Below are 23613 nucleotides of genomic sequence, written 5' to 3'. Positions count from 1 at the left end.
CTGTCAGAATCGTTTGATGACTTTAGTCTAGCCCAATTTCAGCTCGTTGAGAAGTCGCCTTCAACAGTTGATCGACATGCTGCATAGCTCCTTGCAGTCTCTCCGCATAATTTCCTCGCAATGTCACGTACGTAATTCCCCGATCATCCAGCATCTTACGCAGCTTTTCGTGATTGTGCAGGCGCACTTGCTCGTCTCCGTGCACACGCAGTCCATCATCTACCCATGCGACATCTGGCTCCATCAATAGCCACAAATCATACGCCTGCTCTTTGGCAATCTGGTCAAGAACAGGGAAGGTTTGCCCGGTGTACAGTTCAGAGTAAAACTGGGTGACAATCGCTTCGGTATCGATAAACAAGAGCTTGTTGGCTTGCTGGAGCGCTTTGTATTCTTCCATTTTGTGACCATACGCGATGTGCGGGAAATACTCCGGTGTCAAAATCGTATCGCAGCCCCCAACCTCTTCGCAGATTGTGCGACCGTACTCCTCGACAAACATAGTGTTGTAGATTTTCGCAAGATAACGGGTCAAGGTCGATTTTCCACAGCTCTCTGTTCCTACCATGACTACCTTTTTGACGAAATAGGGCTGAACAATAGCCGGGATGTGCTGCCAATGAGCGAAGACCCCTTCGTTGCGAATCTGGGTAGCGGAGATCGGTACTTGGCTGCGCGATTCATCGAGAATGATGTGCGCTGCCTCCGGGTATAAACGGCGAAAAATCGGATCATAGGCGGACTCTGAGCTGAAAACCAGATCGATTTTTTTCCCGATCTCGCGCTTGATGTCCGCTGCTCCCGCCTCCCAATCGTAGCTCTCGTCGCTATCCGCAAGATCCTCAACTGCAAGCACACGGACATTTTCCATGTCCTTAACCAGCGTGGACAGCCATCTCAACCGTACTTCATAGGGAATGGACCTGATTCCTGCCTCCTCACACAGCTTTCGGTCGCGCGTAGGGCTGTGCGAGAGAACGACGTATAGCTCGTCGCAGCGGCAGGCCGCCTGTGTAATCGCGTATACATGTCCTTGATGAAGTGGCAAAAATTTGCCGCCAATGAAGCCTACGCTCCCCATGTTTGCTCCTCCCTTTGCTTGCGATACTGTTTTACCCAGTTCATCAAGCCGTAGACGGCATTCACTAAATAAGCGGACCACATGACCAGCATCGAAATATCGCTTCCGTCCTTCAAAAACGCTGCCAGCCACATGTAGATCGTGAACAAATCAATAATGATCCAGACCACCCACTGCTCGACCAAGCGCTTCACCATGAAAAGCATCGCGATGACGGAGAGAACAGCCGTCAAGGAATCAACAAAAGGCAAGGCCCCGCCCATTTGCTTCAATACAAACCCGTAGGCAATGGTTGCGATGATGCTCAAGATCGTCCACCAGATGCGTGCTCGGTTGGACAAAATCGCAATCTTGACGTCATTTTGTTTGACTTCGGACACGCGGTTTTTGCGCCACAGGTAGAGTCCTATGAATTGCATCGGCAAAAAATAGAGAAGATTCAGCATGACTTCCCCATAGTACTTTTGCCCATAGGCGACGAACGCGTACAAAACCACATTGATGATACCCGGGTAATAACTCCACGTCTTTCCTTTGGCGACGAGCACGACACTCAGCATCCCTGTTAAGGAGGCGATCAAGCCGATGAATGTATCATCCAGCGCGAAATACAAGTAGAGGGTAACGAGTGTAAACGAGATGAGCCAAATTTTTTCAAACCAATTCCAGTCTGCTAAAAAGCCGGTGCTTTTCGCATTCATGCGAATCTCTCCTTGAACGCTCGCAGGTTTTCCTGGCGCGCAGAATTGTCGTAGACGGCAAAAACAATGTGTTCAAAAAGCTGTGCATACTGTTCCTCGATCAAAACAGTCGCAAAGTAATCTGCTACGTCCTCCGCTTTGTTGCGGAATACTCCGCAGCCGTACGCCCCCAAAATGATCGTCCGATGGTTGTGAATGGCTGCTGCCCGCAAAATTTTCCGGATGCGCTCCATCATGACAGGACCAATCTTTGCGATATTTTCAGGCTCTCGCTCACGAACAACCCCCGCATTCACAGCAGGCGCCGTTACGAAAGACAAGAGGTATGGATCAGGCAAAAGCTGATCGCTTTGATCGCGGACCACGGGGACCCGCGGTGAATAAATCATGTAGTCGGAATAAAAGCAGGTTTTCAACTGGCGATGGTAGGTGTACATTTCCTGCATTTGCACGATGCAAGGATACAGACCAGAGGAACGCGCCAAGCTCTCTTCCTGCGCCTGACTTCCCCCTAGGAATCCTCCGCCCGGATTTTTGGCGGAAGCAAAATTCAAGCATACGGCATCTGCTCGTTTCTCAGAAACGACAAGGCGCTTGGCTGCATCCAGGCTGGATTCCGAGGTGACCTCGATCTTGGCACGCAGTTGTGCAGCTGTTGTTTGATGTGATGGCAGTTGTACTGTATCTGCAGCCAAATCATTTGGACGATACAAGACCGACTGGCTGATGGCAGCAGCGAGATCCTCCGTAATGCTCTTCTTTTCTCCCGCTTTGTTTACGTAGTAGCCCTGCTCTATGATTTGCAGCGTCTCTTGCGCGATTCGTACGCGTACGCTTCGATTGTGTCCCTGATTCATTGTGATTTCCTCCCTGGTATGGGGCTACGTCTGATCCATCCATTCCGGGTTAAAGCGGAAATACTTGGATGGGCGGTGCCCGGCATGTTTTCGATATTGATTCGTTTCCACCACTTTGTCGGCTACCTTCCTGCGAAACGCCGCTGCCAACAGCTCACGTCCCAAAATCACTTCGTACACCTGTTGTAGATCGCTTAGGGTAAACAGCTCCGGCATTAAGGCAAAGGCGATATCTGTGTATTCAATCTTGTTACGCAATCGCTCCAGTGCGTATTGAATGATTTTGGCGTGATCAAATGCAAGGTTGTTCGTCTCTACAATTTCGCGAGTCTCACGTACAGTGCGACCCGTTACTGTTTTGGTAATTTTAATCGTGGCAGACAGTTGCTCTCTCTCATGTACAAGACGCAGCTCCAGCCATTTTTCAGTAATGGAGCCGTCAAGCGTCGCCGTCTTCGTTTCTTTTAGCCACCTGTCCTCGATGCGGTACCACTCCGCTTCCTCTGCATCATCCCCTGCCTGCAACTGTAAAGACGAGCTGTCTACCAAGGCCATGTACGACGTGCTAATAACCCATGTCCGTGGATCTCTGCCCGCATCGCCCCAGGTGTAGAGCTGCTCCAAGTAAATGTCGTCTACGTTTGTTTCCGTACGCAGCTCGCGTCTGGCTGCCTCCTCCAGACTCTCCCCAGGTGTAACAAACCCACCTGGCAACGCCCATTGGCCGATATACGGATGCTCACCACGCTTCACCAGCAATATTTTCAACGACTTGGGCGAGAGCTTGCGGTAATTCTCTTCCAGCTCATCCATCACGGTGAATACCAGCATATCGACTGTCACAGACGGTCGCTCGAATTGGCTGACATCATAAGCTTCCAAGTACTCCTGTTCGGTTTGGCCTTGTTTATTGACAGAAGGTTTATCTTTCATCCAATCGCCTCTTTTTGCTGCTGAGTTGTTGTTACTTTTTTGTTATTAACAAAATGTTATTATCAAGTTGTTGGTATCATATTACTCTTTCCTGTTTTTGGTGTCAACAAAAAATCCCCACTTTCAAGTAAGGAGTTTTATTTGTTGAAAACAGCCGCGTAGAAGAAGCGCATTTCCAGTCCAAGCGCCTCTAGAGCCCGCCCCAGTTCCGGAATAAATGGCGGGGAATTTCAGCTTTTATCACATACAAAAACGCTCTAGCGTTTTCTGGTTTGAAGCGCTCCCGCCATTTATTCCGGAGCGGACAGTCTTCCCCCCATTGCGGGGCGGAGACCGAAGCGTAGACTGGAAATGCGCTTCTTCCTTCCACTTCAGCCACTTTTCCACGCAATGCAAAAAAGCCTCCTGCCAGCTAAATTCACTGACAGGAGGCTTCTTCAAACTATTAATAGCTTAGATTAAGCAGCACTCGGATCGGCTTTTACTGCCTGAACATAATCGTCTGCTTTCTTTTTGTCGAACTGACCTTCCCAACGAGAGATCACGATTGCTGCCAACGCATTCCCTACTACGTTAACAACTGTACGAGCCATATCCATCAAACGGTCTACACCGGCGATGAAAGCAAGACCTTCTACTGGGAGACCTACAGAGCCGAGGGTAGCCAACAGTACTACGAACGATACTCCCGGTACACCAGCGATCCCTTTGGACGTAACCATCAGTACGAGCATCAGCGTGATCTGTGTGCTAATTGGCATGTGAATACCATACATTTGCGCAATGAACAGAGCAGCCAGTGCCTGGTACAGTGTGGAACCATCCAGGTTGAAGGAGTAGCCTGTCGGAATAACAAAGGACGCGATCGCCTTCGGACAGCCCATCTTCTCCATTTTTTCCATAATTTTAGGCAGTACAGTCTCGGAGCTGGAAGTGGAGTAAGCCAACAACAGCTCGTCCTTCAATACACGCAGAAGGGAAGTGATTTTGATTCCGCTGATACGTGCGATGATGCCCAATACCACCAAGATGAAGAACACCATGGCAACGTGAACCAAAATAACCAGTTTCCCCAATGGAATCAAGGAAGACAAACCGAATTTGGAAACGGTAACACCAATCAGTGCAAAAACACCGAACGGAGCGAAACGCATGATGGTGTTCACAACCCAGAACATGGCGTCCGCGACTCCATTGAAAAAGTTGAGAACCGGCCTTCCCTTCTCCCCTGCTGCTGCGACACCAAGTCCAAACAGAACGGAGAAGAAAATAATCGCTAACATATCACCACGAGCAAGCGAATCAAAGATATTCGTTGGTACAATCTTAACAAATGTTTCCACCATACCGTGACTCTGTGTTGCTTCTGCCGTGTCTACATACTTGTGGATATCAGTCTTGGTAAGGACTGTTCGATCCACGCCGACACCCGGTTGAAAGATATTGGCCGCCAAAAGACCAATGATAATGGCAATCGTGGTAACGATTTCAAAATACAGAATTGTCTTACCACCAATTTTGCCGAGCTTTTTCATGTCACCTACGCCTGCTACGCCCACAATAAGCGTGGCAACAACGATCGGAACGACAATCATTTTAATCAACCGGAGAAAAATATCACCGATAGGCTGTAAATAGGTCGCCACTGCCGGGTTGCCGTAAAAAATGGCACCCACCAGGATACCCAGAATGAGACCGACGACAATCTGCATCGCTAATCCAAACCGCTTCATTCCGACACCTCGCTATGAAAGAATAAGATGTGACTCTCAAGACGATATGCTTACACGCATCAAGCTTGAGTGGTATATAGGTGAGCATCATATCATGACTTTTTGTGTTTTCCCCTTTTTTGTATTCTTTTCATTTTTTTGTTTTTTCTGATATTCTCTATCAATTTCGCGATATGATTGGGCTCATTGTATTCATTTCTGGAAAAATGATAAAATAAGGGAATCAATTTTCAGCGACTTTTCACTCAGAATGGAGCGCAGTCATGACGATTCGGAAAATGATCATCCTGCTACTAGTTCTAGCAGTCGGGTTGTTTCTTTTGCCTTACTCCATCCCCTTTTTGCTAGCACTGTTAACTGCAATTCTGGTTGAGCCGCTCGTCTTGTTTCTTATCAAAAGACTACGAACGAATCGGATGAGTGCAGTAATCACAGCCTTTTTCCTGTTTCTCATTTCTTTTGGGATTGTACTGTACTGGATCGGTACGCAGATTGTGATTCAGGGAATAGATTTGGCTCAGCGATTACCGGCTTATTCACAGCATATTTTTGAGTTGGTCGAGTCCTATTTGATGAGCTGGGAAACTTACTATGCGTCGTTACCTGCTGAAACCGTATCGGAAATCCAGAGTGTCTTCGCTGGGCTGAAAAGCTGGGCGCTTACTTCAGCCTCTACGGTTGCCAAAGGGATTCTCGGTGTGGCAGCCATCATTCCGGGCTTTTTAATCTCCACGATTATTTACCTGGTTGCCTTGTTTTTGATCAGTCTCGATTTGCCGAAGTTGCGTGCTGGGTTCATGAGAATGTTCACCGTATCTGCTCGTGAAAAGGTCGAGGTGGTTATCTCTCAATTGAACCGTGCCACCCTTGGGTTTTTACGTGCCCAAATCATCTTGAGTCTGATGACGTTCGCGCTGTCCTTATTGGGATTACTCATTTTGCAGGTCAAGTATGCAGCCGTCATTTCGCTCATGATCGTTTTCGTCGATATTCTCCCCATCTTAGGCACAGGCTCGTTCCTCGTCCCATGGGCCATTTACACCTTCTTGATGGGTAACTCTTCTCTGGCAATCGGCCTGATCGTCATCTTCCTCGTGATTACGGTCGTCCGTCGCATTATTGAACCAAAGATACTCGCATCTAATCTGGGAATAAGCGCCCTGGCCGCTCTTGTCAGCATGTTCCTCGGATTTCAGGTGCTGGGATTTTTCGGGCTGATACTTGGTCCAGCGCTCGTCATTATCTACGAGGCGCTGAGAAAAGCTGGATTCTTGAATTTCAAAATCGATTTTTGATGGGCACAAAAGTATAGGTAGTGCTACCGCCGTTTTTCCGGTAATGGAATCGGAAAAGCGGCCGTTGATATAGAAAGATCTGGGGGAGAGCTTATGTGTGCATACAAAGAACTGACCACCTCACAACGGACAATCATGACGCCAGGGCCAGTCGAGGCCGAGCCTAGTGTTCTCCGCGTGATGGGGTCACCCATTTTGGGACAATTCGATCCAGAATTCACAGACATCATGAACGAAACAATGGAAATGCTTCGGAAATTGTTTCAGACATCCAATCATTGGGCATTCCCTATAGATGGAACTTCCCGGGCGGGCATCGAGGCCGTTTTATGTAGCATAATTGAACCAGGAGATCGGGTGCTTGTACCCATTTATGGACGATTCGGGCACTTGCTCACGGAGATTTCGGAAAGGTACGGCGCAGATGTGATAACGATGGAAACGCGCTGGGGAAGTGTCTTTGAACCGAAGGACGTCATTGCCGAAATCGAGCGAGTTCAGCCCAAAATCGTAGCAATGGTTCACGGTGAAACATCCACTGGCTGTGTTCAGCCCTTGAAAGAAATCGGAGAAGCTTGCCGCCGGATGGATGTGCTGTTTGTCGTTGATGCTGTCGCTTCGATCGGCGGGACAGAAGTGAAGGTAGACGATTGGTATATCGACGCTTGTATTGGCGGCACACAAAAATGCTTGTCGGTCCCATCAGGAATGGCTCCGATCACGTTTAATTCTCGTATAGAAGAACTCTTGCTCCAACGGAAAAAGATTGAGCGTGGACTCGCTGATCCCTCTGCTCCGAAATCTGCTCAAACCCGAACGATCCGCAGCAACTATTTTGACTTGAGCCAGCTCATGGATTACTGGGGACCCGCACGGCTGAACCACCATACGGAGGCGACAACGATGCTGTACGCCTTGCGCGAAGGAGTGCGCATCGCCCTCACGGAAGGTCTGGAGGCGAGATTTGCCAGACATCGCTTGCATGAACAAGCCTTGGTCGCTGGTGTGTTGGCGATGGGATTGCAGCTCTATGGCGATCCGGCTTGCAAGCTTCCCGTCGTGACCTGTATTAAAATTCCTGACGGGCTCGACGGAGAGTCAGTCCGTGCTATGCTGCTCGAAGATTTTCATATTGAAATTGCCAGTTCCTTTGGGCCGCTAAAAGGAACAATCTGGCGGATTGGCACAATGGGCTACAGCTGCCGGAAGAAAAACATTTTGCATGTGCTAGGGGCGTTGGAAGCCGTTCTCATTCGGCATGGAGCCCGTGTACACGCTGGGCGCGCTGTTCAAGCTGCATTGGATATCTACGATCAGGAAAAAGGACAAAACAGCTAGCCCCTCTTAAGCAGAAAAAGCCTTTGTCATCCCCACTCACTCAAGGGGCGACAAGGGCTTTTCTTCCTGCTGCACACGTGCCAATAAATCGACGATGTGCACGGCTTCCATCTTTCCTTCTAGTCCTGCCTGGTGAATGCCTGCTTTCATTTGCAACAGACAGCCCGGATTCGATGTCACAAGAATGTCTGCTTGGGTAGCCGCTACATGCCCCATTTTTTCGTCTAAAAGACTCCCGGCCATCTCAGGCTGCACCAGATTGTAAATACCCGCAGAGCCGCAGCAGCGATCTCCTTCGCGTAGCTGTACGTATGTAGCACCCGGAATGGCTTGCAAGAGGCTCACTGGCTCTTTGGTCACCTTCATCCCGTTGCGCAGGTGACAGGAGGATTGATAGGTGATTCGTTGCGACAATGACTGCCATTCTTTTGGCTCAACAAGGCGTGTAAGTACCTCGCTAATATCCTTTACTCGTGAAGCGAACCATTGTGCTTTCTCCTGCCACAGGGCATCTTTTGCCAGCAAGTGGTCGTATTCTAGAAGCATCGCCCCGCAACCACCTGCATTGGATACAATGAAATCCACGTCAGCCTTGTGAAAAGCAGCCACATTTTTTCGCGCCAGATGGCGAGCCTGTTCACGTTCACCGCTATGTGCATGGAGAGCGCCGCAGCAAACCTGGTCTGGAGCGATGATGACCTCACAGCCTGCCTCACTCAAAAGCCGAACGGTGTTGCGATTCGTCTCATTGAACAGGACATCCATGATGCAGCCGTGAAACATCCCGACACGATACTTGCGCTCTCCAACGGCCGGAATGACAGTGCCGCCAAAGTAGTCCACAATGCCTTTACTGCTTGCTTCTGGTATAATCGCTTCCATTTCCCGCATTTGCTTTGGCAGGATGGACAGCACCCCCAGCTTGCGAACGGCTTTTTGCACACCTGAGCGTTGATAGAAGCGCAGGAGTCCGCCGAGCTGGTACATGCGCTTCTGATGAGGAAACAGGTGGAAAAACGCGAGCCTGCGGACGGCTTTGACCCACCATGGATGCTCCTGCGCCTCTTCGATCGCTTCTCGCGTCTGCTCGATCAGCTGACCGTACGGCACACCTGCTGGACATACCGGCTCACATGCCCGGCAGCCTAGACACAGATTCATTTGGTCGACGAAATCTTTGTCCGGCTCCATGACACCGTCTGCTACGGCTTTCATCAAGGCGATGCGACCTCGTGGAGAAGCCGCCTCATAGCCAGTTTCCCGAAAGGTCGGACAGGCTGGCTGACAGAAGCCACAGCGCATACAGTTGGACAGTTCGTCGTAATCGAGCTTCTTTTCCAAGGCTTCTTTAAGCACGCTGGACCACCACTCTGTTCCGGGACTGTTTCGCAAACATCTTGTCAGGATTCAGGAGATTGTGAGGATCGAAAGCGTGCTTGATGCCTTTCATGATCTCCATACCTGCGGCCCCTACTTTCCACTCCAAATACGGTGCCTTAACGATTCCTACACCATGCTCTCCCGTAATCGTACCGCCCAAATCGATTGCCGCCGCGAAAATTTCCTCGAAGGCATGCTCGACACGCTCGATCTCTTCCGTGTTGCGAGCGTCTGTCATGCAGGTCGGATGCAAATTGCCGTCTCCTGCATGGCCAAAGGTGCAAATTTGCAGCCCGTAACGCTCTGTAATCTCTTGGATCGCGGCAACCATGGGCGCAATCGCGGCACGAGGAACGGTTGCGTCCTCCAATATGGTCGTTGGACGCATCCGGGACAATGCGGCGAGCGCACTGCGTCTGGCAGTCATCACCTCATCAGCTTCCTCCACTGTCGTCGCTACCTTGATTTGCACGGCTGCATTCTTCTTGCAAATAGCAGCTATCTGCTCCATATCCCGATCAACCGTCTGTGGCTCTCCGTCCTGACCGATCAGGAGGATCGCCGCCACATCTGTTGGAAGCCCGATCTGTTTGAAATCCTCGACAACACGGATCGTGCCCTGGTCGAGAAATTCCAGCGTTCCAGGAATAATACGGTTGGCAATAATATCGGAAACAGACCTCGCCGCCTGTGCCATATCTGCGAACATCGCGAGCATAACTCGCTGTGTCTGCGGCTTTGGAATCAGCTTGAGAATTGCCTCGGTAATGATCGCCAATGTACCCTCGCTACCAACCAAAAGCTTGGTCAGATCATAGCCCGCTACATCCTTCATCAGCTTGCCCCCAGTACGGATGACCTCTCCGTTCGGCAACACAGCTTCGAGACCCAGCACGTAATCCTTGGTGGTTCCGTACTTCAACCCGCGCAGTCCACCCGAATTGAGCGCAATATTCCCACCAATCGTGGAGATGACCATGCTGCCTGGATCTGGTGGATAAAACAAACCGATTGCCTCTACCGCCTGATGGATGTCGACTGTTCGAACCCCCGGCTGCACCGTAATCGTCAAATTTTGCTCGTCAATCTCTACGATCTGATTCATCTGGCTCAACACCAAAACAATTCCGCCACCGACTGGTATCGTGCCTCCGCATAGATTGGAGCCTGCTCCACGCGTCACAATCGGGATGTGATGTCGTGCAGCGACTCGCATGACCTGTTGGATTTCGGTTGTGCTCTTCGGCATGACGACCACATCCGGTAATGCTTGCTGCATCGGCGTCGCGTCATACGAATAGGCGACTAATGCTTCCTGTTTGTCGAGACAGTTTTTCGCTCCGACGATGGCACGCAGCTCTTCGCGAATGGATGCTGGCAACATGGAATCTCTCCACCCTTTCCCAAAGTCTTAGTCCAACTGCTGAATGGCTTCCCTGATTCTTCCTGTTCATTGACTGAAAATTCACTCCTATTATCACCCTCATTATATGAAGTAAAATTACACAAATCAACTAACCATAAGTAAATTTCATTTCACGATTAAGTAGCCAATGATTCCGTCTCCAAACGCAAACAAGCCGAACCTCTTTCAGAAAGGCTCGGCTTGTCTTCTTATGTAAGGATCGTATTACGCAAACAAACTGATCAAGTTCCCATCCGGGTCTTTCACAATGGCATATCGCTGGCCCCAGAACGCATCCCACGGCTCACGGTGACTCTCGTAACCATGGGAAATGATTTTCGTATACAACGCATCAAGTGCCTCCGCATTCTCACACAAAAATGCCAGCTCAATCCGATGCCCGACAGGTGCTTCCCATCCTCCATACACACCCTTGGCAACTTCTATTGTATCAAAGGCCAGACGAACACCGTCCTGCGCTACCTCCACATGCGGCTCTTCATTTGCTCCCTCAGGAATATCGAAACCGAGTACCCGATAGAAATCCAACGCTTTTTTCATGTCCTGTACGACAATCCCTACCATATCAAGCTTGATTCCCACATCATTCACTCCTATTCGCTCTTGATTTCTTGCTGGACGCGCTTGGGCAGTTTTTGGAGCACCGTTTCGTACGCATGCTCGATCATCCTTTCCCATAAGCCTTCGGGAATATCAGCGTCCAGGTAGACAGAATTCCAATGGGACTTGTTCATGTGATAGCCGGGTACGATCCCTTCGTAGGTCTCGCGCAATTCCTCTGCGCGCATCGGATCGCATTTCAAGGTGAGGATGCGAACACCTTTGGAATCGCCTCCAATCATGGCAAAAATTTTGCCTCCGACATGGTAGCGATCGCATTCCCAATCCATCTGATAGTCATGGGTGACACCGGGCTGCTTCCGACAGTATGCATCTAAAGTTTGTTCATTCACATGAATTCACCATCCTTTCTTTAAGATAACGGGTCTAACCATAAGAAGATTGTAAAAAACGGACAACTTTTAAAGACTATCGATTCGTACGATCTGGCGAGATCATTTTGCTTGGAGCAACACCGTAAAAAGTATGAAAGCTCTTGATCAAGTGCGACTGATCATAATAGCCACTCTGGAGGGCTGCATCCGTAAACGAAGTGCGTATTCCCTTCGCCAGCATTTGCAACAGCCCTTGAAACTGAATGATTCGGCCCAGTTCCTTCGGGCTCATACCCAATTGTTGTTGAAACGTCCTGCGCAAGGTTCTCTCGCTGTAATTCACTTTCTCGGCGAGTGCTGCCATGGAAAGATTTCCTCTGTATTCATATAAATAGTTCATGCTGGTCAATAGCAACGGGTCTGCTGGATCATCCATCCACAATCGTTTGATGAGCTCCCGCTCCAACAAAGCGATCCGCTCCGCCGTGTTGGAAGCTTCGAGCAAGGCTTCTATCACCTCATCTGCCTCTTTACCCCAGATGTCTTCCAGATTCGGATGATGACCATTGATCATGGCGACAGGGTAGCGCAAAAAGCGAGCCGCTCCCTCCGCGTAAAAACGAATACCGATCAAGGATTGTGGTTCAGTCAACGGAATCACCTCGTACGTCCTCATCAGTCCCGTTAGAAATGCCGCCTTCTGATAGGAAGTGGCACCGAGATTGAAAATGATATCGACGCATCCATCGGGTATGACTCGGCTTGCAGGTGCTATCCCTTTACCGTCGTACTCTGAGGTCCAGTAGCAGGCGATCTCGTTCACCAGACATTTGCTGGGCATGTACTCCTGATAATGATAGGCATTTTGGGCGCTCGCTCGTTGCAGAGTCGGAGGTTGCACCGGACGGAATTTCCGCATGATTTTCGCCATCCTTCTCCTATGATTAGAACATATATTCCCCCATAATCCTTTAACTCCTTCTTACGTCCTTGGCATTTTTTGAAAAACGTCCCTTGTCAAAATAAAAACGGTCGCGAACACTTCTGCATATGCTGGGACGAATGGATTTTTCGTAAAGTGAGGTGCATGATGTGATCTCCTCCTCCAAGTGGAGCCTTCACCAGTTCTTTTCAAAAAGTCCTTACATTCGTCCTTACCTGCCGCCTACTGCTTTATATCAGCCCGCAAGCTTGGACTCGTATTTAGCGAAGTATTTAGCGAAGTATTCTACCGTCTATATCAAACCGACGAGAACCCATATGGGGAAAGGCATTATTCGTGTCTGGAAAACAGATCGTGGGGACTATCAATTTGTGAAGGAGCGCGGAGAGCCTGTGCAAGCAAATTCTTTAGCTGACTTGAAGCAGCAACTTGCCGCGCAGTGCACAGAAAAAAATTACGTCATACAAAAAGGGCTGGATTTAGCTGAAATCGACGCTCGTCCCTTTGATATTCGCGTCATGATGATGCGCAATGGCTTGGGTAAATGGCAATATGCCGGCATGCTAGCCAAGGTAGCCGGTGCCGACAGTATTATTACCAATGTCGCTCGCGGCGGCGGATATGCCGTCACTGTCCCGCATGCCTTGAAAAAGTCTGGAGCTGTCACACCAGATAAGATAAAAGGGATCGTCTCTCAGTTAATCCAAGTCAGTCACCGTGTATGTGCCCACTTTAATAAATATCGGCACAGTGCGCAAATCGGCGTCGATTTTGCCATTGATAAAGCTGGAAACCTCTCCATTATTGAAGTGAATTACGACTTTCCATCCCATGGGCTGTTTGCCAAGCTCAAAGACAAGACCTATTATCATACGATTAAAAGACTTCACTATCAGTATAAAAACCGCGTGAAACGAAAACAGAGGAAGGCATAATCGCCCTCCTCTGTTTGTCTGATTCCTGAATATGTCTTATTCGTGTGCCAATGCCGTTCCTTTTGTCTCCAGCATGGAGGTGCAGTTCGGACAGCGCGTAGCCTTGACCGGAATCGCGGAGATGCAATGCGGGCACTCTTTGGTCGTTACAGGCGCTTGCTCCACTTCTTGCTTGCGTTTGAAACGGTTGAGCTGCTTGATGACGATAAAAATGGAAAAGGCAATAATGACAAAATCAATCACAGAGTTGAGGAACAACCCGTAGTTCAGCGTCGCAGCATGTGCTGTTTTTGCTTCGGCGATCGTCTTATAAGGAACCCCGCTCAAATTGATGAACAAGCCGGAGAAATCCACCTTGCCCAGAAGCAATCCGATCAGGGGAGTAATGATGTCATTAACAAGCGAGGTTACAATTTTCCCGAAAGCCCCACCGATCACGACACCGACAGCGAGATCCATTACATTTCCCTTTAACGCAAACTCTTTAAACTCTTTTAACATAATGACTTCCTCCTTACTCACCTAAAACATTTTGTAAAAAATGGCTGACAAAGCGTTCATGATCAACCTCCAGGCATACGTCCACATTCGGCGGCTGCGCTGGATGTGGACGTCTGTCTCCAATCGTACGGGCATCACTGGCTCCCCCGGATGTATCTACCGCAACATGCATCGGGACTGACTTCACAAACGTTGGATCAATGACGACACCGACAGCCAACGGATCATGCAGACCGCAGCCGCGCAAATTGCCCACTGTTGCGTAGGCATCCATGTACACCTCACACATATCCGCGAAAAAATGACTTAAGCGTGTATCCTTCGCTCTCCATTCCTGCAAGTGTTCGCGGGTAAGCAGCGTTTGCATCGTCACATCCAGGCCTACGAGCGTCACGGGAATACCAGACTGGAAGATGTACGCTGCGGCTTCCGGATCGGCGCAAATATTCGCCTCGGCTACTGGCGTACGATTCCCCGGCACGGTTACAGCTCCTCCCATCACGACCACGCGTTTGACAAGGGATACGATTTCTGGAGCAGCCATAATCGCCCGCGCCAAATTGGCCATGCTCCCGACGGTCACGAGTGTCACTTCGTGAGGATTTTCCTTTATCGTAGAGATGAGAAATTGTGCGGCACTCTGTGGCTGAGCCTTTGTCGATGGATCTGGAAGGACGACATTGCCTAGCCCGTTTTCACCGTGGAACAGCCTTGCTTTTCCAGTAAGCTCGCGAACAATCGGCTTCGATGCCCCCTGATAGACAGGAATCTCAGACGCACCCAGCAGCTCGAGCACCTGTAAGGTATTGCGTGTTGCTTCCTCCACCGTGATATTGCCAAAAGTCGTGGTAATTCCACACACTTCAAGCGCAGGCGAGTGAACGGCATAAGCAATCGCCATCGCATCATCAATCCCGGTATCTACATCCAAAATGATTTTTTCCATGCGCTTATACCCCTCCCTGATCCAAAACGGTTTGCAAAAAGCGCTCTGCCTCTGCCATCTCAACCTCAACGCATACGGCCGTATCGGTTCCTACACTCGGTTTTGCCCGTAAATCGGCTAAAATGGCACCGCGTGATAATTCGCTTTTGCATTCGACTGAGAGCTTCATCTGCTCCGTCCGTATTTTATCAGGCGAGAGAGCCGCGAGCATCGCTACCCATGCATGGAGCGCACCACCAGAAACGGCGAATGGCACGTCAGACATCGTCGTTCTATCGATCAGGCCAACTGCTTTTGCGAGACTCCCCAGCGTATGTACTTGCTCTTCCTTCAAACGAAACGAGCTGGTTGTATCTAATGGAACAAGCACAAGTGGCAAGCGGGCTGACAAAACGAGCGCAGCTGCTTCTGGATCACGATACATGTTTGTTTCGGCAATAGCCGTGACGTCTCCTGGTACGCGTATCGCTCCACCCTGCACAACGATTCTCGTAAATTTACGCGCCAACAGTGGATCACGCGTGACAGCCAAAGCTAGCGTCGTCAAACGATCAAACGTCACGAGCGTCAAGTCACTTTCCTCATCCTGCTTCGCTTCTGCAAGGAGCCGTACACCTTCCGAGGTGCTCGTCTCTATGGTTCCTGAGAAAAGGGGCTGCTTGGCACCTGTAACAATTGGAATTTCATAGCCTGGCTGTGCAAAATCAATCAGCTTGCTAGCCAAACTTGACTGCGTGTCACTGCAAATGATTCCTGCCACTTGAACATCAGGCGACCGCAAAGCATACAGCAAGGCCAACCCTTGACCAAATCCACCGCAAAACTCAATAATCAACCGGTGTTTTTTTGCCACAATCTCATCTCCCGCTTCTCGCTATTTCCATTTGTCAAAACCGCTTTTCCTATGCTATCCAAATCCAGAGCAACCGTCAAATATCCAAATGCTCATCTCTACCTTCTCTTCTCTTGCATCGAGCCGTTAACTATTTTACACTTATTCATAACTTCGACAGAAATCGCCATCACGAAAGACTAATGCCCCATGCCATGCAAAAGGAGTATAACGGTCATGCTTTCGTTGAACCACCCAACCATGGATGCTATTTCTCTCACGAAAAACCAACTGATCCAAGCGATTGTGCAGCACCAAACGAAGCCTTATCTGCCTATTTGGGGAGAACTGTTTACAGCTTTGCGGGAAATCCAAAAGGCTGGCCAGCATTCCCAGAAAAATATACACGTCTATTCCATCGAGCCGACAGGCCACCTCTGGTATTTGTACCTGGAGAATGTTTTTTCTGTCGATCTGCCTGGGATGGGCATCACGATTTCTCTCACACAGGAGCAATTGATTGATGCCTTGCTAAAAGGAAGCTTTCAACCTACCCTATCGATAACAGAGCCGTCATGAGAAACGGCTTTTTTTGATGCATTTTGAACAAAAAAAAGCCCCAAGATCAATTCTTGGGAGAGAGTAGTACGTTATATTCACGTGAATAAGCTTATTTTATATCCCACTACTCACTCATTCCAGCTGTACATTCAGGTAATTGTACCTATTATCTCCTATGAGCAAAAAAAAGAGGCGGCCCTTCTGCACAGATTGGGTGCCGCCATCCCGAACTTCCCCAAGTTCGTTCATATTCGAATTGTACTATGAAACAGTCCTATCGAAAAGTGTCAGGTTTTGTTTTCCTGTGAATTATTACAAACCCCTGACGCCTGCTAAAGGCCATCAGGGATCATTCTATTTGCTATCGTTATTGAGCACATCAGCAGCTCTTGGTCCAAAAATGATATACAAATAGACATATTGGCTGACGCTAACTCGAGGAAAGACGAACGCAACACTGGTCTTGCCCTCTTGTTGTCTGACAAAATAACGCAATTTGCTTGTTTTGATCCTTTGCACAATGCGTGTCGCTTCTCGCCATGGTACGGAAAATTGAACGCTTTTTTCCATCAGCACCAACACCTCTCACGGCTAGTATGCCCCGGATTGGTAAAATTACACACTCACTCATACCGTAGTGCGTCAATGGGTTTGAGCTGTGCTGCTTTTCGCGCCGGATACACACCGAAAATGACACCAACCAATGTAGAGGTCAAAAACGCATACATGATCGGCGACAGACTAATCGAGGTAGCCATCTGACCGAGCTTGCTAACCAAAAACGCAGCCCCAACCCCTAAAGCAATGCCAATTACCCCGCCAATCAGACTAAGCGTAACGGCTTCGATCAAAAACTGGCGGAGAATATCTCCCCGCTTGGCTCCAATCGCCTTGCGAATTCCGATCTCCCTTGTCCGCTCCGTGACAGATACAAGCATAATGTTCATCACGCCGATCCCGCCAACAATCAGCGAGATCGCGGCAATACCAGATAAAAGTGCAGTCATCGAGCTGGATACGGACTGTGCTGTACTTAAAATGTCTGACTGGGACGTGATGCGGAAATCATCGGCAGCTTGTGGCCGTAGTTTGTGATTGGCACGAAGGGCTTGCTGAATATCTTGTTGCGCCTTCTCCATCAAGTCCGACGACGCTGCCGAGACGTAGATCGAGCCCACGTTTTTGCCTCCGGTCAACCTGTTCATCGCAGTGGTAATCGGAATGATGATCCGATCATCGTTGTTTGTCATGCCTGAGCTTCCCTGGCTCTGCAATACGCCGATGATCGTAAACGGAATCCGGTTGATCTGAACGGTTTGCCCTACTGGATTTGCTCCTTTAAACAGGTTACTGACCACCTCTGTCCCCACGACAGCCACGTTGTATTGCATCTTCACTTCAAAGTTGCTAAAGAAGCGCCCTTGTCCCACCTCTACATTCCTCACCTGGGGGAAATCGGCTGACGTCCCCTCGAGCATACTGGAATAGTTATTGCTTCCCCAGACAATCTGCCCCCGGGCATTGACGCTGGGAGCCACACCCGAAATGGACTCTTTTTGCGTCAGGATTTCTGCATCTGCCATCGTCAACGTATTCAGAGAGCCAGCCCCAAGGCTTACCCTGCCTTGTGTCGCCTGACCAGGTGTGACAATCAGCAGGTTGCTCCCTAAACCATTGATCTGCGACGCAACAGACGTGGAAGTTCCTTCGCCGATCGCCACCATCGCAATAACAGCAGCCACACCGATGATAATTCCCAGCATCGTGAGAACGGAGCGCAAGCCATTTGCCCTGATGCTGCGAAAGGAAATGCGTACACATTCAAGAAAGCTCATCTGCTCTACCCTCCATCGACGCCCTCCTGCGATCCTCCACCGCTTCATCCGCGATGATTTGCCCATCACGAAACCGGACGATCCTCTTGGCATACTCCGCAATATCAGGTTCATGTGTCACCAAAATAACCGTTTTGCCCGCATCGTTCAGCTTTTGAAAAATACCCATGATCTCTTCACTCGTCTTTGTGTCCAGCGCTCCTGTCGGCTCATCTGCCAGCAGAATGACAGGATCATTGACGAGAGCTCGCGCGATCGACACGCGTTGCTGTTGTCCACCTGACAGCTCATTGGGCTTGTTGTTCAATCGCTCTGCCAGTCCGACACTCGTTAATGCCCAGATGGCTTTTTCTCTTCGTTCCCGTGCAGGCGCGCCTCCATATAAAAGGGGCAGCTCTACATTTTCAACTGCGGTCGTACGTGGTAACAGATTGAAATTTTGAAAAACAAATCCGATTTTTTGATTGCGGATGACTGCTAATTCATCATCATGTGCTAGTGATACAGGATAGCCATCTAAAAAAAATTCTCCCGAGGTAGGCTTATCCAGGCAGCCAATCACATTCATCATCGAAGACTTGCCTGAACCAGACGGCCCCATGATTGCCACGAAATCCCCTTCCTCAATCGACAAGCTGACACCCCTGAGCGCATAAATCTCCTGATCTCCGATGACGTACTGTTTTCTCAGCTCTTCTATTTGAATGACCGGTTTCATCTGCCTACCGTCCCCTTATCTGGACGCCGCCCATTCCGCCGAATCCTGGCATACCGCCGCCCATTCGATTTCCATTTTGATTCGTTCCGGACGAGGTCTGTGTATTCACGAGGATGACGACACGCTCTCCTTCGGTAAGCCCCTCCGTCACCTCTACCTGATCGGCAGTGAAGTACCCCATTTTAATTGGAACAAATCGATACGGCATATTGGCTCTGCCCGCTTTGCCTCCACTGCGGTTATTCGCTTGCTTCGCCTCAACCTGATTCTCTTCCGCTCCTTCTTCAGCTTGTTGTGCAGTAGCATCCCGTAGCACATACACGCCATCCTTATTATTTTGCGTTTGCAGCGCTTGCGCAGGTACCACGAGCACATTTTTATGGGTTCCTCGTTCGATCGCGACATTCATCGTCATCCCGATCTTCAATTTGTTATCCTGATTTGCCACAGACAAAAGCACATCGTAAGTGGTGACTCCAGCGTCCGTTTTCGCTTCTGGATAGATCAGCTTTACTTTTCCACGGAACGTCTCGTCCGCATAAGAACTCGTCGTAAACGTCACAGGCAAGCCTTCCTGCACTTTTCCGATATCGCTCTGGCTAATTTGTGCCACTACCTCTAAATCTCCGCTATTCGAATTATCCATGATAATGAAATCATTGCCGGGTATTTCTCCTACATTGCCGTTTACCTGGACGACCACTCCATCCATCGGCGCTTTCAAGGTGACTGCCCTCCATGCCTTTTGTGCCTGTTGCAGCCCCGCTTTTGCCTGTTCTACCGCTGCTTTGGCCGATAACACTGTGGCAGCATCTGGGCCTTCATTGGCTTCCTGTAACGCTTCTTGCGCTGTTTGATACGCAGCCAGTGCTTGCTCTACCTTCACACCGGCCTGTCCTGTCGTCTGTCTGGCTGTCAGCATGGCCGTGTTGTAATCGCGCTGGGCTTGGTCCAACGAGGCCTGGGCACTGTCGAATTCACTCTTGGCAATCGCACCTGCCGCGAACAAGACCTGCTGGGAAGTGTACGTCTTCTGGGCACTCGCCAGGCTTGCCTTTGCCTTCTCCACGTCATTCGCCGCTTTTTTCCCGTCAATGTTTTGCTTTGCGAGCTCCCATTCGTTCTTTGTCTGATTGACGGCGGCTTGCAAAGAAGTGATTTCTGCGGGACTCTTGCGCTTTTGTGCCTCCTCTAGCCTGGCTTGCGCCGATAAAAGATTTGCTTCCGCATTCGTCACCTGGATTCTCGCTACGGAATCGTCCATCGTCGCCAGAACTTGCCCTGCCTTTACCGCATCACCAACGCCGACCTGAATGGTAGAGATCGCATCCTTCGCTTCTTCTGCATCTGAAAACGAGAGAGACGAGCGCTTGGAAGCCTGGACCGTGCCTGATGCCTGCACGACTTCTGAGATGTCTCCCCTTTTTACCGTCTCCACTTGAAAAGCGGCCTGCGCCGTTTGCGGGGTAAAAAACGACTGATAGCTGAAGATACCGCCTGAAACAATCACGACCCCGACAGCCAAAGCCCCAACAATCCATCTTCTCTTGTTGCTTCCTGCCCTCGAAAACAACTCTCTCTTTTTCTCCTTGTGAGTCACGCTCAGTCCTCCTACTGTCTGCTTGATTGAAGACTTGTCTTTTTGGTTGCGATCACTATACGGAACGAATACGTCAGGGAAAAGTCAGATGAAAACACAAAAAAAACGACCAGATAACCAGGTCGTTTTATGATCATGCATGGATTATTTGCGCAAAATCAACGTGAAGGTGCTGCCTGACGCCGTACTCTCAGTCAGAATCAATATACCTCCTAACGCTTGGGCAATCATTCTGCTAAAAGACAAACCAAGCCCCAGCCCACGGACGATGTGCTTCTTGTCCTCGCCTCGGTAGAATCGCTCGAAAATCAAAGACTGTTCTTCTATTGGTATCCCACGTCCATTGTCCTTCACGTCAATGCGAATCTCCTCTGCTGATGCAGATAGTGACACGACGATCCGCCCTTCCGATTCCATCGCTTGTGCTGCATTGTTTAGGAGATTGTACATGATTTGCTGTACACGCAACGGGTCGGTATCTATCATGATCGGATCAGGGGTACTTTCGATGTGCAGGCTGAGCTTCTCTTCTTCTTGCAAAATTCTCCATTGGTGCGTAATTTCCCGGATCAGCTCCTGCATGTTTTGAGGTTGCCTGCGAATGCGAATGTCACCGACTGCAAAAGAGTTAAAATCGAGCAAATCCTCTACCATCTTTATCAGACGTGTCGTTTCCTTCGTGCAAATATCCAAAAACTCCTTGGCTTCCTCACCGCTCACAACCTCTTCCCTCACGGCTTGCACCAGCCCACTGATGGACGTAACAGGTGTTTTGAGTTCGTGGGTTACCCCTGCCAACAATTCTGTACGCATCATTTCCAGCTGCTTCAATCGCTCTGCCATTTCTTCAAAGGAATGGATCAGTTCATACACTTCTTGTTCGCGCTTATTTTTATCCAATTGAATCTCGTAGTTTCCCATTACGATTTGCTTGGCAGCGTCTGCCACATCCTTAATCGGCTGAGACAGCTTTTTCGTCAGCAAATAAATGACGAGCCAACCAAGCAAACCGAGACCTAGAAGCATGATCGCAAGCAATTGGAATTCGGTCATGCTGCGTATCAGCTGTTTTTGTGGGGTGAACAGCATGACCCATCCGACCACTCGCTCATCAACCTTAATGCTTTCCTTCACGAAAAGCACTTCGTCTCCCCGCGCAAGCTCAAACTGTGACAGGCTGTCATTCGCTTCCACCAGATCAGGCGCGAGGCGCTTCAGTTCACTAGAAAAAGGACCAGGTACGCCAAATACTGGTTGTTTGTGTTCATCCAGGATCATCATCATTGGCTTGTAATTGACTCCGAGTGACTCCTGGCGACTGTCCACAATACGAAACAAGAACGGAGCCATTTTTACCTTGCCTTCCATATCAACGACCCGATCCGCTACTTCTGCTGCCATCAGTCTCATAAAATCAAGGCGTTTTTGAGTCTCGCTATAAGAAATCCAGTAGCTGGATGCAATCCCGATCACGAAAAGGCCGATACACAAAATGATCAAGTATCGCGTCGTCCAATAGCGAAACAAAGAGGTGCGTTTTTTCTCACTCATATACGCACAGCTTGTAGCCCAAGCCACGATAAGTACGGATTTCCCCTTCGGATGTCGGCCAATTCTCCAAAGATCGCCGGATGCGCTTGATCGCGAGGTCTACTGCGCGATCACTTCCTTCGTAATCCATCCCCCACACCTGCTCGATGAGCTGTTCTCTGGTGAACGTCTGGTTTTTGTACTGGGCCAAAAATAGAAACAGGCACAAGTCCTTTGGCGTAAACGCAAGTTCAATGCCGTGCAGCATCACAGAATATGCCTTGAAGTCGACTTTCAGACTGCCAAACTGCTTCACATGATTGCCTTCTATCAATTGTTTCGAGCGACGTAATACTGCATGTACGCGAGCGACCACTTCGTCGGCAATAAAGGGCTTGGTGATATAGTCATCGGCGCCTTTGTTCAAGCCCGCCAACTTGTTATCGATTTGTCCCAACGCTGTCAGCATGATGACAGGACACGAGCTTTTCGCCCGAATATATTCGAGAATACTCCATCCGCTTCGTCCAGGCAGCATCACATCCAGCAAAACGAGCGCAGGACTGTGTGAATCAAACTTCCGTTCTGCTTCCTCGCCGTTAAATGCCTGTTCAACCCGAAAGTTGTTTTTTTCCAAGTACGCCTTCAATACCCGAGAGATGGGTAGTTCGTCTTCCACGATTAAGATATTATGCGTGCTCGTACTCTCCCCTCTGCTCGGACTCATCCTCTCTTTAGCGTAGGACATGAATATGTCAAGCAGATGTCTGGAAGGAAGCATACTTTGTAAGTAAAATAAAGAGAAGTGAATGCAAATAGGGAGGTTTTTCTCATGAAACGCTTAAGTGCGGAAGAAAAAAACGGTTTGTATAAAGCCATCAGCAATCGTCGCGATATTCGTACCTTTCGCCAAGACCCTGTCTCCCCGGATAAGCTCGCCATGATCTTGGCCGCTGCCCACCATGCTCCTTCTGTCGGATTCATGCAGCCTTGGAATTTTGTCCTGGTAGAAGACGACGCAACCAAGCAAGCTCTGGCAGAATGTGCGGATAAAGAACGCCGGGCGCTTGCCATCCACTACGAAGGAACAGGACGAGAGTCGACCTTTTTGGAGTTGAAAATTCAAGGGATCAAGGAAGCGCCTGTCACCATCTGTGTCACTTGTGATCCTACACGTGGCGGAGACCATGTACTCGGACGCAATTCCATCCCGGAAACAGATATTATGTCGGTCAGCTGTGCAATCCAAAACATGTGGCTGGCGGCCTACGCCGAAGATTTGGCGATGGGCTGGGTCAGTTTTTACAAGAAGGCCGACGTGCGTCGTATCCTGAACATACCGCCGCATATCGATCCTGTCGCATTGCTGTCGATCGGCTACACAGATCATTATCCCGAACGTCCACTCTTGGAGCTGCACCAATGGAGACAACGTGAGGACCTGCAACAGTTGATTTATCGAGAGCAGTGGGGAAATAAAGCGTAAGCCTTGACCCTGTACGAAAGCAAGGGCGCTGCTACTGCGGCACCCTT

At 49.5% G+C, this 23613-nt stretch carries 24 protein-coding genes; 5 read left to right on the top strand and 19 right to left on the bottom strand.

Translation table 11 applies throughout. The features are described 5' to 3' along the window. Positions 1-22: 22 nt before the first annotated feature. From nadR to BBR47_RS07945, 5 genes are all read right to left on the bottom strand, one after another. A complete protein-coding gene (gene nadR / locus BBR47_RS07970; RefSeq protein WP_012685254.1) occupies positions 23-1081 on the bottom strand; it encodes a multifunctional transcriptional regulator/nicotinamide-nucleotide adenylyltransferase/ribosylnicotinamide kinase NadR in 1059 nt (352 codons plus the stop codon). After that, a complete protein-coding gene (gene pnuC, locus BBR47_RS07965; protein WP_012685253.1) occupies positions 1069-1782 on the bottom strand; it encodes a nicotinamide riboside transporter PnuC in 714 nt (237 codons plus the stop codon). The genes nadR and pnuC overlap by 13 nt, the downstream gene beginning before the upstream one ends. Next, the gene (locus BBR47_RS07960; RefSeq protein ID WP_012685252.1) at positions 1779-2639 is read right to left on the bottom strand and encodes a TIGR02452 family protein; all 861 of its coding nucleotides are present in this window, start codon (positions 2637-2639) and stop codon (positions 1779-1781) included. The genes pnuC and BBR47_RS07960 overlap by 4 nt, the downstream gene beginning before the upstream one ends. A 24-nt stretch (positions 2640-2663) precedes the next feature. Beyond that, positions 2664-3572, bottom strand: a complete 909-nt coding sequence (locus BBR47_RS07955) for an NUDIX hydrolase (protein ID WP_012685251.1) — start codon at positions 3570-3572, stop codon at positions 2664-2666. Between the two features lie 458 nt (positions 3573-4030). Then, positions 4031-5305 (bottom strand): cation:dicarboxylate symporter family transporter, encoded by a 1275-nt coding sequence (locus BBR47_RS07945; protein ID WP_012685250.1) that lies wholly within the window; start codon positions 5303-5305, stop codon positions 4031-4033. A gap of 263 nt (positions 5306-5568) precedes the next feature. On the opposite strand from BBR47_RS07945, the gene ytvI reads away from it, so the two are divergent. Further along, positions 5569-6600 (top strand): sporulation integral membrane protein YtvI, encoded by a 1032-nt coding sequence (ytvI, locus tag BBR47_RS07940; protein WP_012685248.1) that lies wholly within the window; start codon positions 5569-5571, stop codon positions 6598-6600. Between the two features lie 93 nt (positions 6601-6693). After that, positions 6694-7938 (top strand): pyridoxal-phosphate-dependent aminotransferase family protein, encoded by a 1245-nt coding sequence (locus BBR47_RS07935; RefSeq protein ID WP_012685247.1) that lies wholly within the window; start codon positions 6694-6696, stop codon positions 7936-7938. A 36-nt stretch (positions 7939-7974) separates the two neighbouring features. Here the strand turns inward: BBR47_RS07935 and BBR47_RS07930 are convergent, their stop codons facing one another. The 5 genes from BBR47_RS07930 to BBR47_RS07910 form a co-directional block, all read right to left on the bottom strand. Further along, positions 7975-9294, bottom strand: coding sequence for a (Fe-S)-binding protein (locus tag BBR47_RS07930; protein ID WP_050763824.1), 1320 nt, complete (start codon positions 9292-9294; stop codon positions 7975-7977). Next, a complete protein-coding gene (locus tag BBR47_RS07925) occupies positions 9287-10702 on the bottom strand; it encodes an FAD-binding oxidoreductase (protein WP_012685245.1) in 1416 nt (471 codons plus the stop codon). Before BBR47_RS07925 ends, BBR47_RS07930 begins: the two co-directional genes overlap by 8 nt. A gap of 246 nt (positions 10703-10948) precedes the next feature. Continuing rightward, complete coding sequence (locus BBR47_RS07920; RefSeq protein ID WP_012685244.1) at positions 10949-11326, bottom strand: VOC family protein; 378 nt, start codon at positions 11324-11326, stop codon at positions 10949-10951. An 11-nt stretch (positions 11327-11337) separates the two neighbouring features. Next, complete coding sequence (locus tag BBR47_RS07915; RefSeq protein WP_012685243.1) at positions 11338-11697, bottom strand: MmcQ/YjbR family DNA-binding protein; 360 nt, start codon at positions 11695-11697, stop codon at positions 11338-11340. 76 nt (positions 11698-11773) lie between these two features. Next, positions 11774-12598, bottom strand: coding sequence for an AraC family transcriptional regulator (locus BBR47_RS07910; protein WP_231850572.1), 825 nt, complete (start codon positions 12596-12598; stop codon positions 11774-11776). Positions 12599-12762: 164 nt separating this feature from the next. Between BBR47_RS07910 and BBR47_RS07905 the strand changes: the two genes are divergently transcribed. After that, positions 12763-13557: a YheC/YheD family protein gene (locus tag BBR47_RS07905; protein WP_331382766.1), complete on the top strand. Its 795-nt coding sequence runs from the start codon at positions 12763-12765 to the stop codon at positions 13555-13557. Between the two features lie 36 nt (positions 13558-13593). Here BBR47_RS07905 and mscL read toward each other — a convergent pair whose 3' ends face one another. The 3 genes from mscL to BBR47_RS07890 are packed head-to-tail and all read right to left on the bottom strand — an operon-like array spanning position 13594 to position 15857. Further along, complete coding sequence (mscL, locus tag BBR47_RS07900; RefSeq protein WP_012685240.1) at positions 13594-14058, bottom strand: large conductance mechanosensitive channel protein MscL; 465 nt, start codon at positions 14056-14058, stop codon at positions 13594-13596. A 13-nt stretch (positions 14059-14071) separates the two neighbouring features. Further along, positions 14072-15004 carry a nucleoside hydrolase gene (locus tag BBR47_RS07895; protein ID WP_012685239.1) on the bottom strand — a complete coding sequence of 311 codons (933 nt, stop codon included), beginning with the start codon at positions 15002-15004 and terminating at the stop codon, positions 14072-14074. A gap of 4 nt (positions 15005-15008) precedes the next feature. After that, positions 15009-15857 carry a nucleoside hydrolase gene (locus BBR47_RS07890; RefSeq protein ID WP_012685238.1) on the bottom strand — a complete coding sequence of 283 codons (849 nt, stop codon included), beginning with the start codon at positions 15855-15857 and terminating at the stop codon, positions 15009-15011. A gap of 216 nt (positions 15858-16073) precedes the next feature. On the opposite strand from BBR47_RS07890, the gene BBR47_RS07885 reads away from it, so the two are divergent. Then, entirely contained in the window at positions 16074-16415 is a 342-nt protein-coding gene (locus BBR47_RS07885; protein WP_012685236.1) for a hypothetical protein, read from the top strand. Between the two features lie 336 nt (positions 16416-16751). Here the strand turns inward: BBR47_RS07885 and BBR47_RS07880 are convergent, their stop codons facing one another. The 6 genes from BBR47_RS07880 to BBR47_RS07855 all read right to left on the bottom strand — a co-directional run bounded on the left by BBR47_RS07880 (position 16752) and on the right by BBR47_RS07855 (position 22807). Further along, the gene (locus BBR47_RS07880; RefSeq protein ID WP_012685235.1) at positions 16752-16967 is read right to left on the bottom strand and encodes a hypothetical protein; all 216 of its coding nucleotides are present in this window, start codon (positions 16965-16967) and stop codon (positions 16752-16754) included. Positions 16968-17020: 53 nt separating this feature from the next. Continuing rightward, positions 17021-18232 carry an ABC transporter permease gene (locus tag BBR47_RS07875; protein ID WP_012685234.1) on the bottom strand — a complete coding sequence of 404 codons (1212 nt, stop codon included), beginning with the start codon at positions 18230-18232 and terminating at the stop codon, positions 17021-17023. Then, complete coding sequence (locus BBR47_RS07870) at positions 18219-18950, bottom strand: ABC transporter ATP-binding protein (protein WP_012685233.1); 732 nt, start codon at positions 18948-18950, stop codon at positions 18219-18221. Before BBR47_RS07870 ends, BBR47_RS07875 begins: the two co-directional genes overlap by 14 nt. A gap of 4 nt (positions 18951-18954) precedes the next feature. Next, a complete protein-coding gene (locus BBR47_RS07865) occupies positions 18955-20550 on the bottom strand; it encodes an efflux RND transporter periplasmic adaptor subunit (RefSeq protein WP_012685232.1) in 1596 nt (531 codons plus the stop codon). A gap of 144 nt (positions 20551-20694) precedes the next feature. After that, on the bottom strand, positions 20695-22128 hold the full coding sequence (locus BBR47_RS07860) for a HAMP domain-containing sensor histidine kinase (protein ID WP_012685231.1): 1434 nt from the start codon (positions 22126-22128) through the stop codon (positions 20695-20697). Further along, positions 22094-22807: a response regulator transcription factor gene (locus tag BBR47_RS07855; protein ID WP_050763823.1), complete on the bottom strand. Its 714-nt coding sequence runs from the start codon at positions 22805-22807 to the stop codon at positions 22094-22096. The genes BBR47_RS07860 and BBR47_RS07855 overlap by 35 nt, the downstream gene beginning before the upstream one ends. A gap of 105 nt (positions 22808-22912) precedes the next feature. On the opposite strand from BBR47_RS07855, the gene bluB reads away from it, so the two are divergent. Then, on the top strand, positions 22913-23566 hold the full coding sequence (gene bluB / locus BBR47_RS07850) for a 5,6-dimethylbenzimidazole synthase (protein ID WP_012685229.1): 654 nt from the start codon (positions 22913-22915) through the stop codon (positions 23564-23566). The last annotated feature ends 47 nt before the right edge of the window (positions 23567-23613 follow it).

This window comes from Brevibacillus brevis NBRC 100599 (genome assembly GCF_000010165.1).
GTDB classification, from domain to species: domain Bacteria; phylum Bacillota; class Bacilli; order Brevibacillales; family Brevibacillaceae; genus Brevibacillus; species Brevibacillus brevis_D.
Note: the sequence above shows the minus strand (reverse complement) of the source record. Positions and strands in the feature narration are given on the sequence as shown.

Coding starts and splice junctions, on each gene's coding strand:
- BBR47_RS07870 (WP_012685233.1), bottom strand. CDS start 18,950: ATGAAACCGGTCATTCAAATAGAAGAGCTGAGAAAACAGTACGTCATC.
- BBR47_RS07945 (WP_012685250.1), bottom strand. CDS start 5,305: ATGAAGCGGTTTGGATTAGCGATGCAGATTGTCGTCGGTCTCATTCTG.
- BBR47_RS07895 (WP_012685239.1), bottom strand. CDS start 15,004: ATGGAAAAAATCATTTTGGATGTAGATACCGGGATTGATGATGCGATG.
- ytvI (WP_012685248.1), top strand. CDS start 5,569: ATGACGATTCGGAAAATGATCATCCTGCTACTAGTTCTAGCAGTCGGG.
- mscL (WP_012685240.1), bottom strand. CDS start 14,058: ATGTTAAAAGAGTTTAAAGAGTTTGCGTTAAAGGGAAATGTAATGGAT.
- BBR47_RS07875 (WP_012685234.1), bottom strand. CDS start 18,232: ATGAGCTTTCTTGAATGTGTACGCATTTCCTTTCGCAGCATCAGGGCA.
- BBR47_RS07855 (WP_050763823.1), bottom strand. CDS start 22,807: ATGAGTCCGAGCAGAGGGGAGAGTACGAGCACGCATAATATCTTAATC.
- BBR47_RS07880 (WP_012685235.1), bottom strand. CDS start 16,967: ATGGAAAAAAGCGTTCAATTTTCCGTACCATGGCGAGAAGCGACACGC.
- BBR47_RS07925 (WP_012685245.1), bottom strand. CDS start 10,702: ATGTTGCCAGCATCCATTCGCGAAGAGCTGCGTGCCATCGTCGGAGCG.
- bluB (WP_012685229.1), top strand. CDS start 22,913: ATGAAACGCTTAAGTGCGGAAGAAAAAAACGGTTTGTATAAAGCCATC.
- BBR47_RS07910 (WP_231850572.1), bottom strand. CDS start 12,598: ATGCGGAAATTCCGTCCGGTGCAACCTCCGACTCTGCAACGAGCGAGC.
- BBR47_RS07960 (WP_012685252.1), bottom strand. CDS start 2,639: ATGAATCAGGGACACAATCGAAGCGTACGCGTACGAATCGCGCAAGAG.
- pnuC (WP_012685253.1), bottom strand. CDS start 1,782: ATGAATGCGAAAAGCACCGGCTTTTTAGCAGACTGGAATTGGTTTGAA.
- nadR (WP_012685254.1), bottom strand. CDS start 1,081: ATGGGGAGCGTAGGCTTCATTGGCGGCAAATTTTTGCCACTTCATCAA.
- BBR47_RS07885 (WP_012685236.1), top strand. CDS start 16,074: ATGCTTTCGTTGAACCACCCAACCATGGATGCTATTTCTCTCACGAAA.
- BBR47_RS07935 (WP_012685247.1), top strand. CDS start 6,694: ATGTGTGCATACAAAGAACTGACCACCTCACAACGGACAATCATGACG.
- BBR47_RS07955 (WP_012685251.1), bottom strand. CDS start 3,572: ATGAAAGATAAACCTTCTGTCAATAAACAAGGCCAAACCGAACAGGAG.